General features: G+C 39.1%; 7 protein-coding genes. All 7 read left to right on the top strand.

From position 1 onward, the window contains the following. Nucleotides 1-2,016 (top strand): MiiA motif-containing surface protein (locus N8M20_RS09650; protein WP_261080445.1); only part of this gene is annotated, 2,016 nt, incomplete at its 5' end. A gap of 348 nt (nucleotides 2,017-2,364) precedes the next feature. Then, complete coding sequence (locus tag N8M20_RS09655) at nucleotides 2,365-5,061, top strand: cation-translocating P-type ATPase (RefSeq protein ID WP_261080446.1); 2,697 nt, start codon at nucleotides 2,365-2,367, stop codon at nucleotides 5,059-5,061. A 113-nt stretch (nucleotides 5,062-5,174) separates the two neighbouring features. Beyond that, nucleotides 5,175-5,585 carry a peptide deformylase gene (locus N8M20_RS09660; RefSeq protein WP_261080447.1) on the top strand — a complete coding sequence of 137 codons (411 nt, stop codon included), beginning with the start codon at nucleotides 5,175-5,177 and terminating at the stop codon, nucleotides 5,583-5,585. An 11-nt stretch (nucleotides 5,586-5,596) separates the two neighbouring features. Next, on the top strand, nucleotides 5,597-7,192 hold the full coding sequence (locus tag N8M20_RS09665; RefSeq protein WP_261080448.1) for a hypothetical protein: 1,596 nt from the start codon (nucleotides 5,597-5,599) through the stop codon (nucleotides 7,190-7,192). A 65-nt stretch (nucleotides 7,193-7,257) separates the two neighbouring features. Beyond that, on the top strand, nucleotides 7,258-7,422 hold the full coding sequence (locus N8M20_RS09670) for a YczI family protein (RefSeq protein ID WP_261080451.1): 165 nt from the start codon (nucleotides 7,258-7,260) through the stop codon (nucleotides 7,420-7,422). A gap of 184 nt (nucleotides 7,423-7,606) precedes the next feature. Continuing rightward, entirely contained in the window at nucleotides 7,607-8,335 is a 729-nt protein-coding gene (yaaA, locus tag N8M20_RS09675) for a peroxide stress protein YaaA (RefSeq protein ID WP_261080449.1), read from the top strand. A 626-nt stretch (nucleotides 8,336-8,961) separates the two neighbouring features. Then, nucleotides 8,962-20,204, top strand: an 11,243-nt coding sequence (locus tag N8M20_RS09680; RefSeq protein WP_261080450.1) for a Rib/alpha-like domain-containing protein, incomplete at its 3' end; no start/stop codon positions are given.

Raw genomic sequence — 20,204 nt, forward strand, 5'->3', positions numbered from 1 at the left:
AAGACTGTAGTAGCAAATCCAGACTCATTAACACAAGATGAGAAAGATGCAATTGTAGCTAAAGTTAAAGCCGTAAATCCAGGAGCTGAAGTTGTAGTAGATGACAAAGGCAATGCCACAGTCACAGTAAATGGTAAGACAGCGGTCATTCAAGCGGCAGACTTAACTAAGAATGCAGATGCAGAAAAAGCACCAAACGCAGGAAATGACATTGTTAAACCAGCTTCTAAGACAAAAGTAGCAAATCCAGATAGCTTAACTCCAGAAGAGAAGAAAGCAATCGCAGCTAAAGTTAAAGCAGTCAACCCAGGTTCAACTGTAGTAGTAGATGATAAAGGAAACGCAACAGTAACATTAGAAAATGGTAAGACAGCAGTCATCCCTGCATCAGATTTAACAAAATCTGAAAAAGATGTGAATGATGGAAAAGCTAAAGATAACGCAGTTACACCAGCAGCGAAAACAAAAGTAGCAGATCCAAATTCTCTAACTCCAGAAGAGAAGAAAGCAATCGCGGATAAAGTTAAAGCAGCAAATCCAGGTGCTGAAGTTGTAGTAGATGACAAAGGAAATGCGACAGTAGTCAAAGATGGTAATGTTTCAGTTATCCCATCAACAGACTTAGTTAAAGTCGAAGGCGATGCTACAAAACCTAATGGTGGTAACGATGCAAACACACCAGCAGCTAAGACTGTAGTGGAAAATCCAGATTCTCTAGATCCAAAAGAGAAAGAAGAAATTGCAGATAAAGTTAAATCCGTCAACCCAGGAGCTGAAGTTTCAGTAGATGATAAAGGAAACGCAACAGTAACAAAAGCTGACGGAACAGTTCTTAACATCCCGTCAACAGATTTAGTAATTCCTGCTGCCAACCTAGCTGACCAAGCTACAAACGCTAAAGTGAAAACACCAGCTATCCGTACATTAGTTGAAAATAAAGCTAAATTAACAGACGCTGAACAAGCAGCAGTTAAGAAATCAATTGAAGCAGTCAACCCAGGCGCAACTGTAGTAGTAGACGACAAAGGAAATGCAACAGTTACAATGCCAGACGGTTCTACAGCAACAATTTCTAAAGAACAACTAGTGAAAGATAAAGAAGCTGTGTCTAAATCTAAACACGGTGGAGATAATCTTGATATCGACTTGAGTAAAGTAGAGGTAGCAGACCTTGCTAATATTACTCCAGAAGAAAAAGCGAAATTCCAATTCAAGGTTCTAGGTGCTATCACAGATGTAGAAGAATTCGATCTTGATGCTTACATTAAATCAACAGATAAAGATGGAAACACAGTTTATACATCTAAAAAAGATCCTAACGTGAAAATTACAATCGACAAAGATGGTAATGCAACAGTCGAAAAAGATGGTAAGAAAGAAGCAGCTGTTAATATTGACAAAGCCGGAAATGTAACAATCGTTACAAAAGAAGGTCAAGTATTAGCAATTCCAAGAGATGATGCATTCAAACAACGTCCATATGTACCATCAAATGGTGGAGGCAATAACAGTGGTAACAGCAATGGAACTTCTGGCAATAACGCAGCTAATAACACTGACTCAAGAGTGGATAAAGCTAAGTTAGAAGGTGCTATCCATCAATTAGATGAATTGATCATTAAAGAATCAGCTAAGCTTGATGCAGAAACTGCAAAAGAAGCGAATGACTTATTAGCAGATGCTAAGAAAGTATTTGCTAATGCAGATGCAACTCAAGCAGAAGTGGATGCAATGGTTAAACGTATCGAAGACTTCATGGCGAAGGTTGCTTCATCAACTGATCATGCAACTCCAGCTAACGACCAAGCTGCTCAAACATCAGCTGTAGCTCCAGCTACTACTCAAGCAGCAGCTAATGCTAGCCAAGAAGCAGCAACAAACGCGCGTAAAGCAGCTAAAGAATTGCCAAATACAGGTACAGCAGATTCTACTGTAGCTATGGTAGCAGCTGCCGCAAGTGCATTACTTGGTCTTGGTCTTGCAGGCCGTCGTCGTAAAGAAGACAAAGAAGCTTAATTGGTAGATTGTTTGATAATTATCAGATGATAAGTCCGATTTTCAAAGCTTAAACAAGTACCTCTCATAAGAAAATCTCCTAGCAGGAAAGTCTGCTAGGAGATTTTTTAAAAATTTACTCTTTGAAAACTTTTCAAAATTTGGTATAATAGAACTACTCAAGGGAGTAGCTGGCAGAAACCTGTGATAGTGTCGTCATTCCGAATTTTATACTGAAAAGTATGCTTTCCGGCACTATCTTAAACAGCGAGACTTGTTATGATTAACAGGTCTCTTTTTGTTTGTCGTGAAAAGATGCGATGAGGGAAAAGAGAGTCTGTTTTGCACACAATGTCAAGGAGGAGACACATGTCAAAAGAACAAAAACGCCAAGCGTTTTACACTCAGAGTCCTGAAGAGGTCTTGAAGGCTGTGGATGCGACCGAGCAAGGTTTGTCATCAAGTGAGGCGGAAAAGCGCCTTGCAGAATTTGGCCACAATGAACTCGAAGAAGGCGAGAAACGATCAATTCTGGTCAAGTTTATCGAGCAATTTAAGGATTTGATGATTATTATCCTAGTTGCGGCAGCAATCTTGTCAGTCGTGACTTCTGGTGGGGAAGATATCGCAGATGCCATTATCATCTTAGCCGTGGTAATCATCAACGCTGCCTTTGGTGTTTACCAAGAAGGGAAAGCAGAAGAAGCCATCGAAGCTCTCAAGTCCATGTCTAGTCCAGCTGCCCGCGTTCTTCGTGATGGGCATATGGCGGAGATTGATTCTAAAGAATTAGTACCAGGTGATATCGTCGCCCTTGAAGCTGGTGATGTTGTACCAGCAGACTTACGTTTGCTAGAAGCCAACTCTCTTAAAATCGAAGAAGCTGCCCTGACAGGTGAGTCTGTTCCAGTCGAAAAAGACTTGACAGTCGAGCTTGCGACAGATGCTGGTATTGGTGACCGTGTCAATATGGCCTTCCAAAACTCAAATGTGACTTATGGTCGTGGTCTTGGTGTTGTTGTCAATACAGGGATGTACACGGAAGTTGGTCACATCGCTGGCATGCTTCAAGATGCAGATGAGACAGACACACCACTTAAACAAAACTTGAACAACCTTTCTAAGGTCTTGACCTATGCTATCTTGGTCATTGCTCTTGTTACTTTTGTAGTGGGTGTCTTCATTCAAGGCAAAAATCCACTTGGTGAGTTGATGACCTCTGTTGCCCTTGCCGTTGCAGCTATCCCAGAAGGGCTTCCTGCTATCGTAACTATCGTTCTTGCCCTCGGTACTCAAGTTTTGGCCAAACGAAACTCTATCGTTCGTAAGTTGCCAGCAGTTGAAACACTTGGTTCAACCGAAATCATCGCTTCTGATAAGACTGGTACGCTGACTATGAACAAGATGACCGTCGAAAAAGTCTTCTACGATGCGGTCCTACATGACTCAGTTGATGACATCGAGCTAGGTCTTGAAATGCCCCTACTTCGTTCAGTTGTCTTGGCCAATGATACGAAAATTGATGTGGAAGGCAACCTGATTGGTGACCCAACCGAAACAGCCTTCATTCAATATGCCTTGGACAAGGGCTATGATGTCAAAGGTTTCTTAGAGAAATATCCTCGTGTGGCTGAATTGCCATTTGATTCTGAACGTAAGCTTATGTCAACGGTTCACCCATTGCCAGATGGTAGTTTCCTTGTAGCAGTCAAAGGTGCGCCAGACCAACTTTTGAAACGTTGTGTTCTTCGTGATAAGGCTGGGGATATTGCTCCGATTGATGAGAAAGTTACAAATCTCATTCATACAAACAACTATGAAATGGCTCACCAAGCCTTGCGTGTCCTTGCAGGTGCTTATAAGATTATTGATAGCATTCCAGAAAATCTCACTTCTGAAGAGCTTGAAAATGATTTAATCTTTACTGGTTTGATTGGGATGATTGACCCTGAACGTCCTGAGGCTGCTGAGGCTGTTCGTGTGGCTAAGGAAGCGGGAATTCGTCCAATCATGATTACGGGTGACCATCAAGACACTGCAGAAGCTATTGCCAAACGTTTGCGAATCATTGATGCAAATGATACAGAAGGCCACGTTTTAACTGGTGCTGAGCTCAACGAACTGTCAGATGAAGACTTTGAAAAAGTCGTTGGTCAATACTCTGTTTATGCCCGTGTGTCTCCAGAACATAAGGTTCGTATCGTCAAGGCTTGGCAAAAACAAGGTAAGGTCGTTGCCATGACAGGTGACGGTGTCAATGATGCGCCAGCTCTGAAAACAGCAGACATCGGTATCGGTATGGGAATCACTGGTACAGAGGTTTCTAAGGGGGCTTCTGACATGATTCTTGCAGATGATAACTTTGCGACTATCATTGTTGCAGTTGAAGAAGGACGTAAGGTCTTCTCAAACATTCAAAAGACTATTCAGTACCTACTTTCTGCTAATACTGCTGAAGTATTAACTATCTTCCTATCAACCTTGTTTGGTTGGGATGTCTTGCAGCCAGTTCATCTTTTGTGGATCAACTTGGTAACAGATACCTTCCCAGCTATCGCTCTTGGTGTTGAACCTGCTGAGCCTGGTGTCATGAACCATAAACCACGTGGACGCAAGGCAAGCTTCTTCTCAGGTGGTGTTTTGAGTTCTATCATCTATCAAGGTGTGCTCCAAGCAGCTATTGTCATGAGTGTTTATGGCCTTGCGATTGCTTACCCAGTTCATGTGGGTGACAATCATGCCATTCATGCGGATGCTCTTACTATGTCCTTTGCAACACTTGGTTTGATTCAGCTCTTCCATGCCTACAATGTCAAGTCTGTATACCAATCCATCTTGACAGTTGGCCCATTCAAGTCTAAGACCTTCAACTGGTCTATCTTGGTATCCTTCATCCTTCTTATGGCAACAATTGTCGTAGAACCGCTTGAAGGAATCTTCCACGTAACCAAACTAGACTTGTCACAATGGGGAATCGTTATGGGCGGAAGCTTCTCAATGATTATCATCGTCGAAATCGTTAAGTTTGTTCAACGTAAACTCGGTTTTGACAAGAATGCGATTTAAAAAAAGTCATCTTCGGATGGCTTTTTGCTACAGTTGAGGGAAAGGGCTTGCAGTTATCGGCTTTTGTGCTATAATTGCTATAATATAGTAAAAAGAAAGAGGAGTGTGAGGAAGTGGAAAAGAAAATTGTGAAGGATATCTTATTTTTATCTCAGGTATCTCAGCCGGCAAGTCAGGATGATCTGTATCTTGCCAGAGATTTGCAGGATACACTCTTAGCAAATCGTGAGACCTGTGTCGGTCTGGCTGCCAATATGATTGGGGTGCAGAAGCGCGTGATTATCTTTAATCTGGGCTTGGTTCCTGTGGTCATGTTTAACCCAGTGCTCCTGTCATTTGAAGGACCTTATGAGGCAGAAGAAGGCTGTTTGTCCTTGGTAGGTGTGAGATCAACTAAGCGTTATGAAACCATAAGGGTTGCTTATCGTGACAGCAAGTGGCAGGAACAGACCATTACCTTGACAGGCTTCCCAGCTCAGATTTGCCAGCATGAACTGGATCACTTGGAAGGACGAATCATTTAGGAGGACAGCAAATGAAACGGATAATCTTTGAACTTATTTTTATCGCAACGACCTGGTATATCTTTTTACCACCCCTTAACCTGACTAGCTGGGAATTTCTCTTTTTCCTCTGTGGGCATTTGCTGGTTGTAGCAGTCTTATTTGGCTTTGGCAAGGGAATCAATCTGGTCAAAACGGTTCATGTGCGCCACGGCAAGGCAGAAGCTGCCTTAAATCTTGAGGGTTTCAAAATCAATCGGTTAGGGAAAATCCTTTTAGCTTCTATTGGAGGAATTCTTCTCTTGGCAGCCTTGGTTTCCTTGGTGACTTCCAGCATTTTTCAGGCTAAAAATTATGCTAATGTAGTCACAGTTACGGAAAAAGAATTTACTGAATTTCCTAAGACTGATACCAGTAAGGTTCCTATCCTAGATAGAAGCACTGCTGAAAAAATTGGTGACCGCTACTTGGGTTCCCTAACGGATAAGGTGTCGCAGTACGTAGCGGCAGACACCTATACCCAATTGACGATTGATGGGAAACCTTATCGAGTTACGCCACTAGAATACGCAGATCCTATCAAATGGTTTAACAATCAGGCCAAGGGAATCGGCGAGTATATCAAGGTGGACATGGTAACTGGTAATGCGGACTTGGTGGACTTGAAGACACCAATCAAGTATTCGGACTCGGAGTATTTTAACCGTGATGTCAAACGTCATCTGCGCTTGAAGTACCCAACTAAAATCTTCAAGACTCCATCTTTTGAGGTGGACGATGAGGGTAATCCTTTCTATGTAGCAACGGTTTACCAAAAGCAATTTGGGCTTGCGGTTCCTCGTCCTGTTTCAGTCATTATCTTGGATGCCACAAATGGAGAAACCAAGGAATACAGCTTGTCAGATGTTCCAGAATGGGTAGATAGGGTCTATCCAGCTGAGGAAACCATTGAGCAAATCAACTACAACGGCAAGTACAAGGACGGTTTCTGGAATGCCATGATTTCCAAGAAAAACGTGACCCAGACTACCAAGGGTTATAATTACTTGTCTATCGGCAATGACATCTATCTCTACACAGGCGTGACGTCGGCCAATGCAGATGAAAGTAATCTTGGTTTCATCCTTGAAAATATGCGAACAGGAGAAATCACTAAGTACAACTTGGCTTCTGCGACCGAAGAATCAGCCCGTGAATCAGCCGAAGGTGCTGTTCAGGAGAAATCCTACAAGGCGACCTTCCCAATCCTCATCAACCTCAATGACAAGCCTCTCTACATCATGGGCTTGAAGGACAATGCTGGCCTGGTCAAAGAGTACGCTTTGGTGGACGCAGTCGAGTACCAAAATGTTATCGTAGCAACGACAGTGGAAGAACTGCTCAGCAAATATGCCAATAAAAATGACCTTGAAATTGACAATGCAACAACAGAAAGCATCAAGGGTGTGGTAGCAGACCTCAAATCAGCTGTTATCAAGGGCGATACCGTCTACTTCTTTAAAGTTGATGGCAAGATTTACAAGGTTAAGGCCTCAGTATCAGATGACCTTCCTTACCTAGAAAATGGTAAAACCTTCGAAGGTCAAGTCGGTAAAGACAATTATCTCAAGACATTTAAAGTGCAGTAAGAACAGCTTTATTTAAGAAATATATGTTATGATAAGATAAATTAAGACTAATGGAGGACAAACAAATGGGTTTTTATGTGATGCTTGCTTCAATGCTACTTGGATTGTTTGTTTTGAAGATAGGTTTTTCTCAGTTCAAGGAGAAAAAAGATAAATTCTTATCCATCCTAACAAGCTTGGCTGGCACAGCCCTTGTTCTTGTGGCTATCTGGCTAGGATGGCCAAAATAAATAGAGAAGCCTCGGTTAAACCGAGGTTTTTCATACTCTTCGAAAATCAAATTCAAACCACGTCAGCTTCACCTTGCCGTACTCAAGTACAGCCTGCGGCTATCTTCCTAGTTTGCTCTTTGATTTTCATTGAGTATCAGATGAATTTCTTGGTTGTGGCTAAAAAATATGCTACACTATCAATATGAAAATTTTAATCCCAACAGCAAAAGAAATGAACACAGACTTGCCGAGTATCGAGGCAAATCCTTTAAGACCAGAAAGTCAGGCCGTGCTTGATTCCTTGGCCCTCTATTCTGCTAGTCAATTGGAGAGTTTTTACAAAGTTTCAGCCGAGAAAGCTGCGGAAGAATTTCAAAATATCCAAGCTTTAAAAAAACAAACTGCTCAACACTACCCAGCTCTGAAACTTTTTGATGGGCTTATGTATCGCCATATCAAGCGAGACAAACTGACCGAGGCAGAACAAGCCTATCTTGAAAATCATGTCTTCATTACCTCGGCTTTGTACGGTGTTGTTCCAGCCTTGTCACCTATGGCACCTCACCGTTTGGACTTTTTGATGAAATTAAAAGTCGCTGGTAAGACTTTAAAGAGTCATTGGAAGGTAGCCTATGATGAAGCTGTGAAGCAGGAAGAAGTGATTTTCTCCCTCTTGTCATCCGAGTTTGAGACTGTATTTTCTAAGGAAATCAGAGAAAAGATGGTGACCTTCAAATTCATGGAGGGCAAGGGCGGTCAGCTGAAGATTCACTCCACCATTTCCAAGAAAGCGCGTGGTGCCTTCCTAACAGCCCTGATAGAAAATCAAGTGCAGACGGTGGAGGAAGCTCGTCGCTTAAGCTTTGCAGGATTTAACTACCGAGAAGATTTGTCACAGCAGCAGGAATTGGTTTTTGTTAAGGAAGTATGAAAAGCAGATAAGAAGAGGCTGGGCAAAAAGTCATTAAAATTAGAAAACGCATAGTATCAGGTGTTGAAACTTTGATGTTATGCGTTTTATTGTTGGAAGATTTACTTTGTTTTCTCTTCCAATTGAGTTTTTGCCCAGTTTCTTTTGTGGGGTACGACGGGCATGTCGTGCATCTGAGGTGTAAGTCCTGCGTGGGCACCCGCTACGGTGAACCAGATAGTGATTCCCAAGCCTGACTATCGATAGGTAGCGGATTAAAAGGGTAAGGGGATAGATAGTTTTAAGTCTGACGCTAGAAATAAGAATAGTTAGAGGAAGGGATCGCGAAATCGTGGCTCTATGAAAATGATGATTATTGTTCATACTTGGTTAATAATTGTCATTTTATGAACAAATAAATATAAGTTCAAGTTACGTTATGAAAAAACTTTCATATATTAAATGAAATGGTTTGCATTTGTGGGAATAATAGAATATAATATATAGGAAAAATAATTGCTTGGTTTAATGAGGAGTTCTCTATGTTTTTTAATCGAAAAGGAATCAATCAAAAGAATTGGAGGATGATAAAGAAAGGGAAGCATTTTCTTTTTGGGTGCACTCTTTTTTTGGCTACAGGAGCAGTAATGATACAGAATCCATATCTTGTTCATGCTGATGAAATGGTTGCGTCTCTGAATGATTCAACTAAAGCCAAAGATGAAGATCCGAATAGTGACAAGGTTCCAAACGATGTGGAAAATTATCCACAGGTAGAAAATCATGTTAAAGAATCAGATAGGATTTCTGAAAATGTGCAGGAAGATAAAAGTGTTGAAAAGGCTGTAGAGAATACAGTCAAAGCTGTGAATAAAACTGCTTTAAATGAATTAATTGAAAAGATTAGGAACACTGATTTACAGAATAAAACAGTTAAATCAGTTGAAAATCTTAATCTCTCTTTGTCGCGTGCGCAAGCAGTCTTGGATAAGGAAGGTGCTAGTCAGGATGAGATAAATAAAGAAGTTCAAGTTCCGTCGGATTCATTTGCTCAATTGGAAGAGAAAAGCAACGACATAGACAAAAAAGAAAAGCAAGCAGACAAAGCAAACGATAGTGATGAAAAGAAAAAGCTTTTAACAGAAAAGATTGCTAAGGTTCAGGCTCTTGTCTCAGAAATCAACCAATTAGCAGGAGAAATCAGCTATGAATTTAGTGAATCTGAAAGCAAATCTCTTCAAGCATTTGGTGATTTGTCTGAGGAAAAATCCACTGATAGTGAAGTTACTGCTACCCTAAATGAAGCGAAAAGCCTCCGTAACAAAGTGGCTAATAGAGTAACTCGCGCACATTCTGGGAAACGTGACCCCCGTAATGGAAAACCGATTGATGGTAAGGGGGAAAGTGGGTTTAGAGGGATTACATACACTCACAAGGAAAATAGAAGAGATGGTAAGCTTATTGAAAATGGAAGTACTGCTGTTTATTATAATTCAGATGAAATTTGGAGTTTAATCGAGATAAAGGGAGAAAGAGTAGGGAATGAGAGAAAGTTCACTACGTATGCTCGAGGAAAAGTAGTAGAAGATGTAACCCCATATTATATTGTTACTGTTGGTTTTACAGAAAATTCTCCAATTAAAGGTTTAAAAATGCAAGTTGCATACTGGGATAAGAAAGCAGGAGTTCAAAGAGTACGTGAAATAGAGTATGGTAGAACTGAAATCAATAATCCTATTACGAATGCTGCTATTAGAGGTGTTGTAGGAGAAGGGGGAATAGTTCAACCTGGTAGATATGAAGTTCATATTGCATCTAATACAAGAGTAGCTCCAAATCAGTTAAGGCCTTATACATTTACTTTTATTATTAAACCGCAAAGTGAGCGTAATACAGTAAAGGATTTATCACAAACATATGTAGATGATGTTCGTCATTTAACTGAAAATGAAAAAACAGCTTTAATTGAAAAATTTAAAGCAGAACATCCAGATATTATGAAACCTTCAGGTCATAAAAGTGACTTTGAGCGCGCTGAAATTTCTGCTGATGGAACAACAATGACAATCCATTTTAAAGATGGATTTAATCCTAAAACAATCCAAACAAATGCGACAAATGATGTAGAAGCAAAACATTCTAGTTTGACGGCTTATTTTGGAGATTCAAAAGAATTGTATACGAATCCAAGGGAATTAGTACGCTCAAAAACAGGACATGAAGTACCAGCAACGGCTCAGGTAACGTATAAAACACCATTTAACTTGCAACAAGCAGGCACAAGAAACGTTGTCGTAACGACCACTTATCAAAATGGTGTAAATAAAGATGTTACTACTCCTTATACTGTTTTAGATTTTATAGGAAAACAAGATAAGAAAATTAATCAAAATCAATCTGGTCAATTAGGAGATGCTAGAAATTACGTAACAGTTTCAAATGATTCAGCGGTTCCCGGAGAGTTAACCGTTCGTTGGAAAGGTGGGTCATCTAATGTAGATACTTCTGCAGCAGGTATCCAGCATAAAGAAATCGAAATTCTTCGTGGCAACCATTTGATGAAAACTGTGAATATTCCGGTTGAGATTGTAGATAATATTAATCCAACGATTACTGCGCCTGACACTGTAACTCTAACAAGAGCAGAAGGATTGCCAACTAATATTTCCGTTGATGCACAGGATAATGCTAGAGGTATTGGTCTTAAAGATGCTAATCCGATTGTAGTTGAAAATTTAGCCAATCCTTTAAGATATAATCCTTCAACAAAAAGAATTGAATTATCTGGTGTAATTCCAAATCAATTACAAAGTTTTCAAGCTACTGTTAAAGCAGTGGATAAAAAAGGAAATACGGCTACTAAAGCAATTAGATTCAATGTTCAAGCTCAGACAGATAAATATACAGCTACTGCGAATCCACAGAAACAAACAGTTAGTTATTTAGCTACACCAAGTGCAGAAGCAAGTGTGAGTACTACAGGTTTACCAATAGGAACAAGATATACCTGGAAAACAACTCCGAATACATCTAGTCCTGGGGATAAATCTGGGGTAGTAGAAGTCACTTATCCAGATACTTCAAAAGATACTGTGAATGTAACAGTAGCTGTACGAAAATTAAGTGACGAATATGTTCCTACAGGAACCAAAATCGTTAGAAATCAAAATGCTTCGGTTACAAATAATGACTTAAAAGCTGCTGTAAGTGTGAATAATAACGGTAATAGTAAAGTGAAATCTGTTACGGCATCTCCTATTAGCACTGTAAATGCAGGTACACAAACAATAAAGGCAACAGTGACGTATTTAGACAATACAACTGATCCTGTTGATATTCCACTTGAAGTTAAAGACGTAACCGATCCAACAATTCAAACACCAAATGATAGACAAAATTGGGATTTAATTGCATTAGACAGGACATTACCTTCTATTAAGGTTACTTCAGTGGATAATAACGGTGGAACTGGTATTAAATCAACAACAGTAACAGGATTGCCAGATTTCTTAGTTTATGATAATGCAACTAAGACAATTAAATTCAAAAATGGAGTTCAAGAAGTAACAAAATTACCAGTTGGACAAGATAGTAAAACTTATAATGCGACTATTCAAGTTACAGATAACTCAAATAATTCAAGTCAAAGACAAATAACAATCACTGTGAAGTCAATGACAACGAAATATACAGCGACTCCAAATTCACAAAAACAAACAGTAAGTTACGGTGAAGCACCTGATGCCGGAACAAGCGTGAATAAGAACGGATTGCCTACAGGGACTGCCTATACATGGGCAACAACTCCAAGTACAACAACAGGGCCTGGAGATAAATCAGGTGTAGTAATGGTAACATACCCTGACGGTTCAAAAGATACCGTGAATGTAAAAGTAGCGGTACGTAAGTTAAGCGACGAATATGCCCCTACAGGGAATACAATTGTTAGAAACCAAAATGTTCCTGTCTCAAATGATGACTTGAAAACAGCAGTAACTATTAGTAATAATGGTAATAACAAAGTTAAATCTGTTACTCCTGTAGGTACAATCACTACTGTAAATGCAGGTACACAAATAATTAGAGCAACAGTGACGTATTTAGATAATACTACTGATCCAATTGATATTCCACTTGAAGTAAAAGACGTAACTGCTCCAACTATTCAAACACCAACAGAAGGTCAATTATGGGAAGTAACATCTTTAGATAAGACATTTCCTTCGATTAAAATAGCAGTTGCCGATAATCCTGGAGGAAGTGGTGTCAAAGGTGTTGTTCCAATGAATTTACCAAGTTTCTTAAAATATGATAAAACTACGAGCAGTATTGTATTTCAAGATGGTGTCCATGAAGTGCCGAAATTATCTGGAATTAGTCGTACTACAAGAAATGTGACATTTGTTGTGGAAGATAATGCCGGAAATAGAAGCGAAAGAAATATTCGAATTCGTCAAATATCAATGGCTGAGAAATACAATCCACAAGCAAATACGACTGTTCAAGAAGTGAGTTATGGAGAAACACCTAATTCGAAAACAAGTGTGAATACAGAAGGTTTGCCAGGTGATACACGATATGCATGGAAGAGAACACCAGATACGAGTAAGTCTGGGGATAAAACCGGAGTGGTGAAAGTTACTTATCCAGATGATTCAGTAGATGAAGTAACTGCGACGGTAAAAGTGCGTAAGTTAAGTGATGAGTATAATGTTACAGGCAATGAAATCGTAGTAAATCAAAATACTCCAGTTACAAACGATGACTTAAAAGCTAAAGTAAACGCAACTTCAAAAGTAGGAAATGTGAATGGAACAGATAAGATTTCGACAGTAACGACCCCTACAATCAATACAGCTAACTATGGTGAGCAAAATATTACTGCCACAGTAACTTTCAAAGATGGAACAACCAAACCTGTGACAATTCCATTGAGAGTTAAAGACGTAACGAAGCCAACTATTTCAGCACCAGTAGAAAATACAAACTGGGAAATGACGGCATTAGATAAAGCTCTACCAAATATGGAAGTAAGAGCGGAAGATAATGCGAACGGAAGTGGAATTAAAAACGTCAGCGTAACAGGTTTACCTGATTATCTAGAATATGATAGTACAACTAACGTTATTAAATTCAAAGCAGGAAAACAAATAGTAGAAAAACTACCAGAGAATACAGCAAACAAAGAATTCACTTTAAATATTAGATCAGAAGATAATGTAGGGAACTTCATTGAAAAAACAGCTAAAATCACTGTATCTTCAATGAGTGCGAAGACTAATCCTACGCCAATTCCACAAAATACAAGTTATGGACAAGTTCCAGATTCTAATGCAAGTGTTGATAAAGCAGGATTACCAGATGGAACAAAGGTAACGTGGAAAACACCACCAGCAGTTACAGTACCAGGAACTACTACAGGATTGGCTGAAGTAACTTATCCAGATGGAAGCAAAGATACAGTTGAAGTGACAGTAAATGTAAGCAAATTAAGTGACGAGTACAACGTAACTGGAACACCAATTGAAGTAAATCAAAACACTCCAGTCACAAATGATGATTTAAAAGCTAAAGTAACCGCAACTTCAAAAGTAGGCAATGTTAGTGGAACAGATAAGATTTCAACAGTTACAGCACCTGAAATCATCACAGCTAACTATGGTGAGCAAAATATTACTGCCACTGTAACTTTCAAAGATGGAACAACCAAACCTGTGACAATTCCGTTGAAAGTTAAAGACGTAACGAAGCCAACTATCCAATCACCAACGAACGGACAAAACTGGGACTTAATTGCAGTAGAAGGATCAAATCCAGATATCTCCGTAACAAGTGAGGATAATACTGGAGGAAGTGGTGTTAAGACAACGACAGTAACAGGCTTACCAGACTTCCTAGAATATAATGAATCAACTAAGAAAATTCAGTTTAAAGCTGGAGTAACAGGTGTACCAAGTTTACCAGAAGGAACAGATGTACAACCTCATAATGTAACTATCACAGTTGTAGATAACGCAGGAAATGAAACAACAACAAATGTAGCAATTACTGTGAAATCAATGACTACTAAATATGATGCGAATACAAACCCAGACAAACAAACAGTGAGTTATGGAGCAACTCCAGATGCAGGAACAAGCGTGAACCAAACCGGTTTACCAGAAGGAACAAGTTACGCTTGGAAAACAAGACCAAGTACGGCAGAAGGACCTGGAGAAAAAGCCGGAGTAGTAGAAGTAAGCTATAAAGATGGTTCGAAAGATACAGTAGATGTGACGGTAAATGTAAGCAAGTTAAGTGACGAGTACAACGTAACTGGTAATGAAATCGAAGTTAACCAAAATACTCCAGTAACAAATGACGATTTAAAAGCTAAAGTAACCGCAACTTCAACAGTAGGAAATGTGAATGGAACAGATAAGATTTCAACAGTAACGGCCCCTACAATTAATACAGCTAACTATGGTGACCAAACTATTAAAGCTACTGTAACTTTCAAAGATGGAACAACCAAACCTGTGACAATTCCGTTGAAAGTCAAAGATGTAACTAAACCAACAATCCAATCACCAACGAACGGACAAAACTGGGACTTAATCGCAGTAGAAGGATCAAACCCAGAAATCTCTGTAACAAGCGAAGACAATACAGGAGGAAGTGGTGTTAAGACAACGACTGTTACAGGACTACCAGATTTCTTAGAATATAATGAGTCAACTAAGAAGATTCAATTCAAAGCTGGAGTAACATCAGTACCAAGTTTACAAGAAGGAACAGATGTACAACCTCATAATGTAACTATCACAGTTGTAGATAACGCAGAAAATGAAACAACAACAAATGTAGCAATTACTGTGAAATCAATGACTACAAAATATGATGCAACAGCAAATCCTCAAAAGCAAACAGTAAGTTATGGTGAAACTCCAGATGCAGGAACAAGCGTGAATAAAACAGGCTTACCGGAAGGGACAAGTTATGCTTGGAAAACGACACCAGTAACGACAGATGGACCTGGAGAAAAAGCCGGAGTAGTAGAAGTAACCTATAAAGACGGTTCAAAAGATACAGTAGATGTAAAAGTTACAGTAAAAGAATTAAGTTCAGAATATGAAGTAACTGGAGCACCAATTGAAGTAAATCAAAATGATCCAATTTCTAACGATGACTTAAAAGCTAAAGTAACCGCAACTTCAAAAGAAGGAAATGTAAATGGAACAGATAAGATTTCATCTGTAGAACCTAAGTCGCAAATTACTACAACTAACTATGGTGACCAAAACATTACTGCTACAGTAGCTTTCAAAGATGGAACGACTAAAGAAGTGACCATTCCGCTGAAAGTTAAAGACGTGACGAAACCGACTATCCAAACACCAGCAGAAAATAAAAACTGGGAAATGACCGCATTAGACAAAGCATTGCCAAATATGGCAGTAGGAGCTGAAGATAATGCCAACGGTAGTGGAATTAAAAATGTTACTGTGACAGGCTTGCCTGATTATCTAGAATATGATAGTACAACTCACACTATTAAATTCAAATCAGGAAAAGATGCAGTAGAAAAATTACCTGAAAATACACCAAGTCGTGAGTTCACTTTAAACATTCGAGCTGAAGACAATTCTGGAAACTTCACTGAAAGAACTGCGAAAATCACTGTATCTTCAATGAGTACGAAGAATACTCCAACGCCAATTCCACAAAATACAAGTTATGACCAAGTTCCAGATCCTAATGCAAGTGTAGATAAAGCAGGATTGCCAGATGGAACAAAAGTGACGTGGAAAACACCACCAGTAGTAAATACACCAGGAACTACTACAGGAGTAGCTGAAGTAACTTATCCAGATGGAAGCAAAGATACAGTGGAAGTAACGGTAAATATAAGTAAATTAAGTGAGGAGTACGATGTTTCAGCTACTGAAATTGTAGTAAACCAAAACACTCCAGTCACAAATGATGACTTAAAAGCTAAAGTAACTGCAACTTCAAAAGTAGGAAATGCGAATGGGACAGATAAGATTTCAACAGTAACAGCACCTGAAATCAATACAGCTAACTATGGTGAACAAACTATTAACGCTACAGTAACTTTCAAAGATGGAACAACAAAATCTGTGACCATTCCGCTGAAAGTTAAAGACGTAACGAAGCCAACTATCTCAGCGCCAACGAACGGACAAAACTGGGATTTAATCGCAGTAGAAGGGGCAAACCCAGAAATCTCCGTAACAAGTGAAGATAACGTTGGAGGAAGTGGTGTTAAGACAACGAAAGTAACAGATTTACCAGAGTTCCTAGAATATAATGAGTTAACTAAGAAGATTCAGTTCAAAGCTGGTGTAACAGGAGTACCAAGTTTACCTGAAGGGACTAATGAACAACCTCATAATATAACTATTACAGTTGTAGATAAAGCAGGAAACGAAATAACAACAAACGTAACCATTACTGTGAAATCAATGACTACCAAATACGAAGCTACTGCAAACCCAGACAAACAAACAGTAAGTTATGGTGAAACTCCAGATGTAGGCACAAGCGTGAATAAAACAGGACTACCAGAAGGAACAAGTTACGCTTGGAAAACAACACCAGTCACAACAGATGGGCCTGGTGAAAAAGATGGAGTAGTAGAAGTAACGTATAAAGACGGTTCAAAAGATACGGTAAATGTAAAAGTTACTGTAAAAGAATTAAGTTCAGAATATGAAGTGAGTGGAACACCAATTGAAGTAAATCAAAATGATCCAGTTACAAACGATGACTTAAAAGCTAAAGTAACCGCAACTTCAACAGTAGGCGATGCGAATGGAACAGATAAGATTTCAACAGTTACAGCACCTGAAATCAGCACAGCTAATTATGGTGAACGAAACATTACTGCCACAGTAACTTTCAAAGATGGAACAACCAAAGAAGTGATGATTCCGTTGAAAGTTAAAGACGTGACGAAACCAACGATTGAGTCACCAACGGATAGACAAAATTGGGACTTAATCGCAGTAGAAGGATCAAACCCAGAAATCTCTGTAACAAGCGAAGACAATACAGGAGGAAGTGGTGTTAAGACAACGACAGTAACAGGTTTACCAGATTTCTTAGAATATAATGAATCAACTAAGAAGATTCAGTTCAAAGAAGGCGTAACAGGAGTACCAAGTTTACCAGAAGGAACAGATGTACAACCTCATAATGTAACTATCACAGTTGTAGATAACGCAGGAAATGAAACAACAACAAATGTAACAATTACTGTGAAGTCAATGACTACTAAATATGATGCGAATCCAAACCCAGACAAACAAACAGTAAGTTATGGTGATGTACCAGATGCAGGGACAAGCGTGAGTCAATCGAACTTACCAGAAGGAACAAGTTATGCTTGGAAAACAATACCAAGTACAACAACTCCTGGAGAAAAAGACGGAGTAGTAGAAGTAATCTATAAAGATGGTTCGAAAGATACAGTAAATGTAAAAGTTACTGTAAAAGAATTAAGTTCAGAATATGAAGTGAGTGGAACACCGATTGAAGTAAATCAAAATGATCCAGTTACAAACGACGACTTAAAAGCTAAAGTAACTGCAACTTCAAAAGATGGAAATGTTAATGGAACGGATAAGATTTCAACGGTAACAGCACCTGAAATCAATACAGCTAACTATGGTGAACAAACTATTAACGCTACAGTAACTTTCAAAGATGGAACAACAAAATCTGTGGCCATTCCGCTGAAAGTTAAAGACGTAACGAAGCCAACTATTTCAGCTCCAACTAACGGACAAAACTGGGACTTAATCGCAGTAGAAGGATCAAACCCAGAAATCTCTGTAACAAGCGAAGACAATACAGGAGGAAGTGGTGTTAAGACAACGACTGTTACAGGTTTACCAGACTTTTTAGAATATAATGAGTCAACTAAGAAGATTCAGTTTAAAGCTGGTGTAACAGGAGTACCAAGTTTACCTGAAGGGACTAATGAACAACCTCATAATATAACTATTACAGTTGTAGATAACACAGGAAACGAAACAACAACAAACGTAACAATTACTGTGAAATCAATGACTACCAAATATGATGCAACTCCAAACACTCAAAAACAAACAGTAAGTTATGGTGAAACTCCAGATGCAGGAACTAGCGTGAATCAAACAGGCTTACCAGAAGGTACAAGTTACGCATGGAAAACAAGACCAGTAACGACAACTCCTGGAGAAAAAGACGGAGTAGTAGAAGTAACCTATAAAGACGGTTCAAAAGATACAGTAGATGTAAAAGTTACAGTAAAAGAATTAAGTTCAGAATATGAAGTAACTGGAGCACCAATTGAAGTAAATCAAAATGATCCAATTTCTAACGACGACTTAAAAGCGAAAGTAACTGCCACTTCAAAAGAAGGAAATGTGAATGGAACAGATAAGATTTCATCTGTAGAACCTAAAACGTCAATAAGTACAGCAAACTATGGTGAACAAAATATTACTGCCACAGTAACTTTCAAAGATGGAACAACGAAAGAAGTAACAATTCCATTGAAAGTTAAAGACGTGACGAAACCAACTATCTCAGCACCTGCGGAAAATACAAACTGGGAGATGACTGCTTTAGATAAAACATTGCGTCCTATGAAGATTGAAGCAGAAGATAATGCAAATGGTAGTGGAATTAAAAACGTCACGGTGACTGGATTGCCTGATTATTTAGAATATGATAGTACAACTAACGCTATTAAATTCAAATCAGGAAAACAAACAGTAGAAAAACTAGCTGAGGATACACCAAGTCAAGAATTTACTTTAAACATTCGAGCAGAAGACAAAGCAGGAAATGTCAGCGAAAGAACTGCGAAAATCACTGTATCTTCAATGAGTGCGAAGACTAATCCTACGCCAATTCCACAGAATACAAGTTATGGACAAGTGCCAGATTCTAATGCAAGTGTAGATAAAGCAGGATTGCCAGACGGAACAAAAGTGACGTGGAAAACACCACCAGTAGTAAATACACCAGGAACTACTACAGGAGTGGCTGAAGTAACTTATCCAGATGGTTCAAAAGATGTAGTGACAGTAAATGTAACGGTTAGAAAAGTAAGTGAAGATTTTACAGCAACTGGAACACAAATTGAAGTAAATCAAAATGTATCAGTTACTCCAGAAATGTTAAAAGGAGCAGTAACTGCGACAAATGCGCAAGGTGAGAATGGAAATGCTAAAATTGCAACAGTTGAAGCAAAAACACCAATTAATACTGAATCATATGGAGACCAAACAATACAAGCAAAAGTAACGTATATTGATGGCTCAGAGCAAGATGTTACAATTCCATTGAAAGTAAAAGATGTTACGGATCCAACAATTCAAACACCAGCAAACGGACAAAACTGGGAAATGACGGCTTTAGATAAAACATTGCCTCCTATGAAGATTGAGGCAAAAGATAATGCAAATGGTAGTGGAATTGCTACTATTGAAGTGAGAAATATGCCTTCATTCTTAACATTTGATCAAGCTTCTGGAACAATTGTGTTCAAAGAGGGTGTTCTAGAAGTACCGAGAATTGATTCTGATAATGTAATTCATGGTGTAACGATAGTAGCTAGAGATAAAGCTGGAAATTCGACATCAATCTTAGTAAATATTACAGTTTGGTCAATGCGTGGGAAATACACACCAAGCGCAATAGCGCAAGAAGTGGACAATGAGCACGTACCAGATCCAGAAACAAGTGTAACCAAAACTGGCTTACCAGAAGGCACAAGGGTTACATGGAAAGACACGCCAGTAGTGAATACACCAGGAGGTCATCCAAGTGTAGCCTTAGTCACTTATCCAGATGGAACTACCGATGAAGTCACAGTCCCAATCACGGTTAAGGAACA

Source organism: Streptococcus mitis, from assembly GCF_946190275.1.
Lineage (GTDB): Bacteria > Bacillota > Bacilli > Lactobacillales > Streptococcaceae > Streptococcus > Streptococcus mitis_DC.

Coding starts and splice junctions, on each gene's coding strand:
- N8M20_RS09655 (WP_261080446.1), top strand. CDS start 2,365: ATGTCAAAAGAACAAAAACGCCAAGCGTTTTACACTCAGAGTCCTGAA.
- N8M20_RS09665 (WP_261080448.1), top strand. CDS start 5,597: ATGAAACGGATAATCTTTGAACTTATTTTTATCGCAACGACCTGGTAT.
- N8M20_RS09670 (WP_261080451.1), top strand. CDS start 7,258: ATGGGTTTTTATGTGATGCTTGCTTCAATGCTACTTGGATTGTTTGTT.
- yaaA (WP_261080449.1), top strand. CDS start 7,607: ATGAAAATTTTAATCCCAACAGCAAAAGAAATGAACACAGACTTGCCG.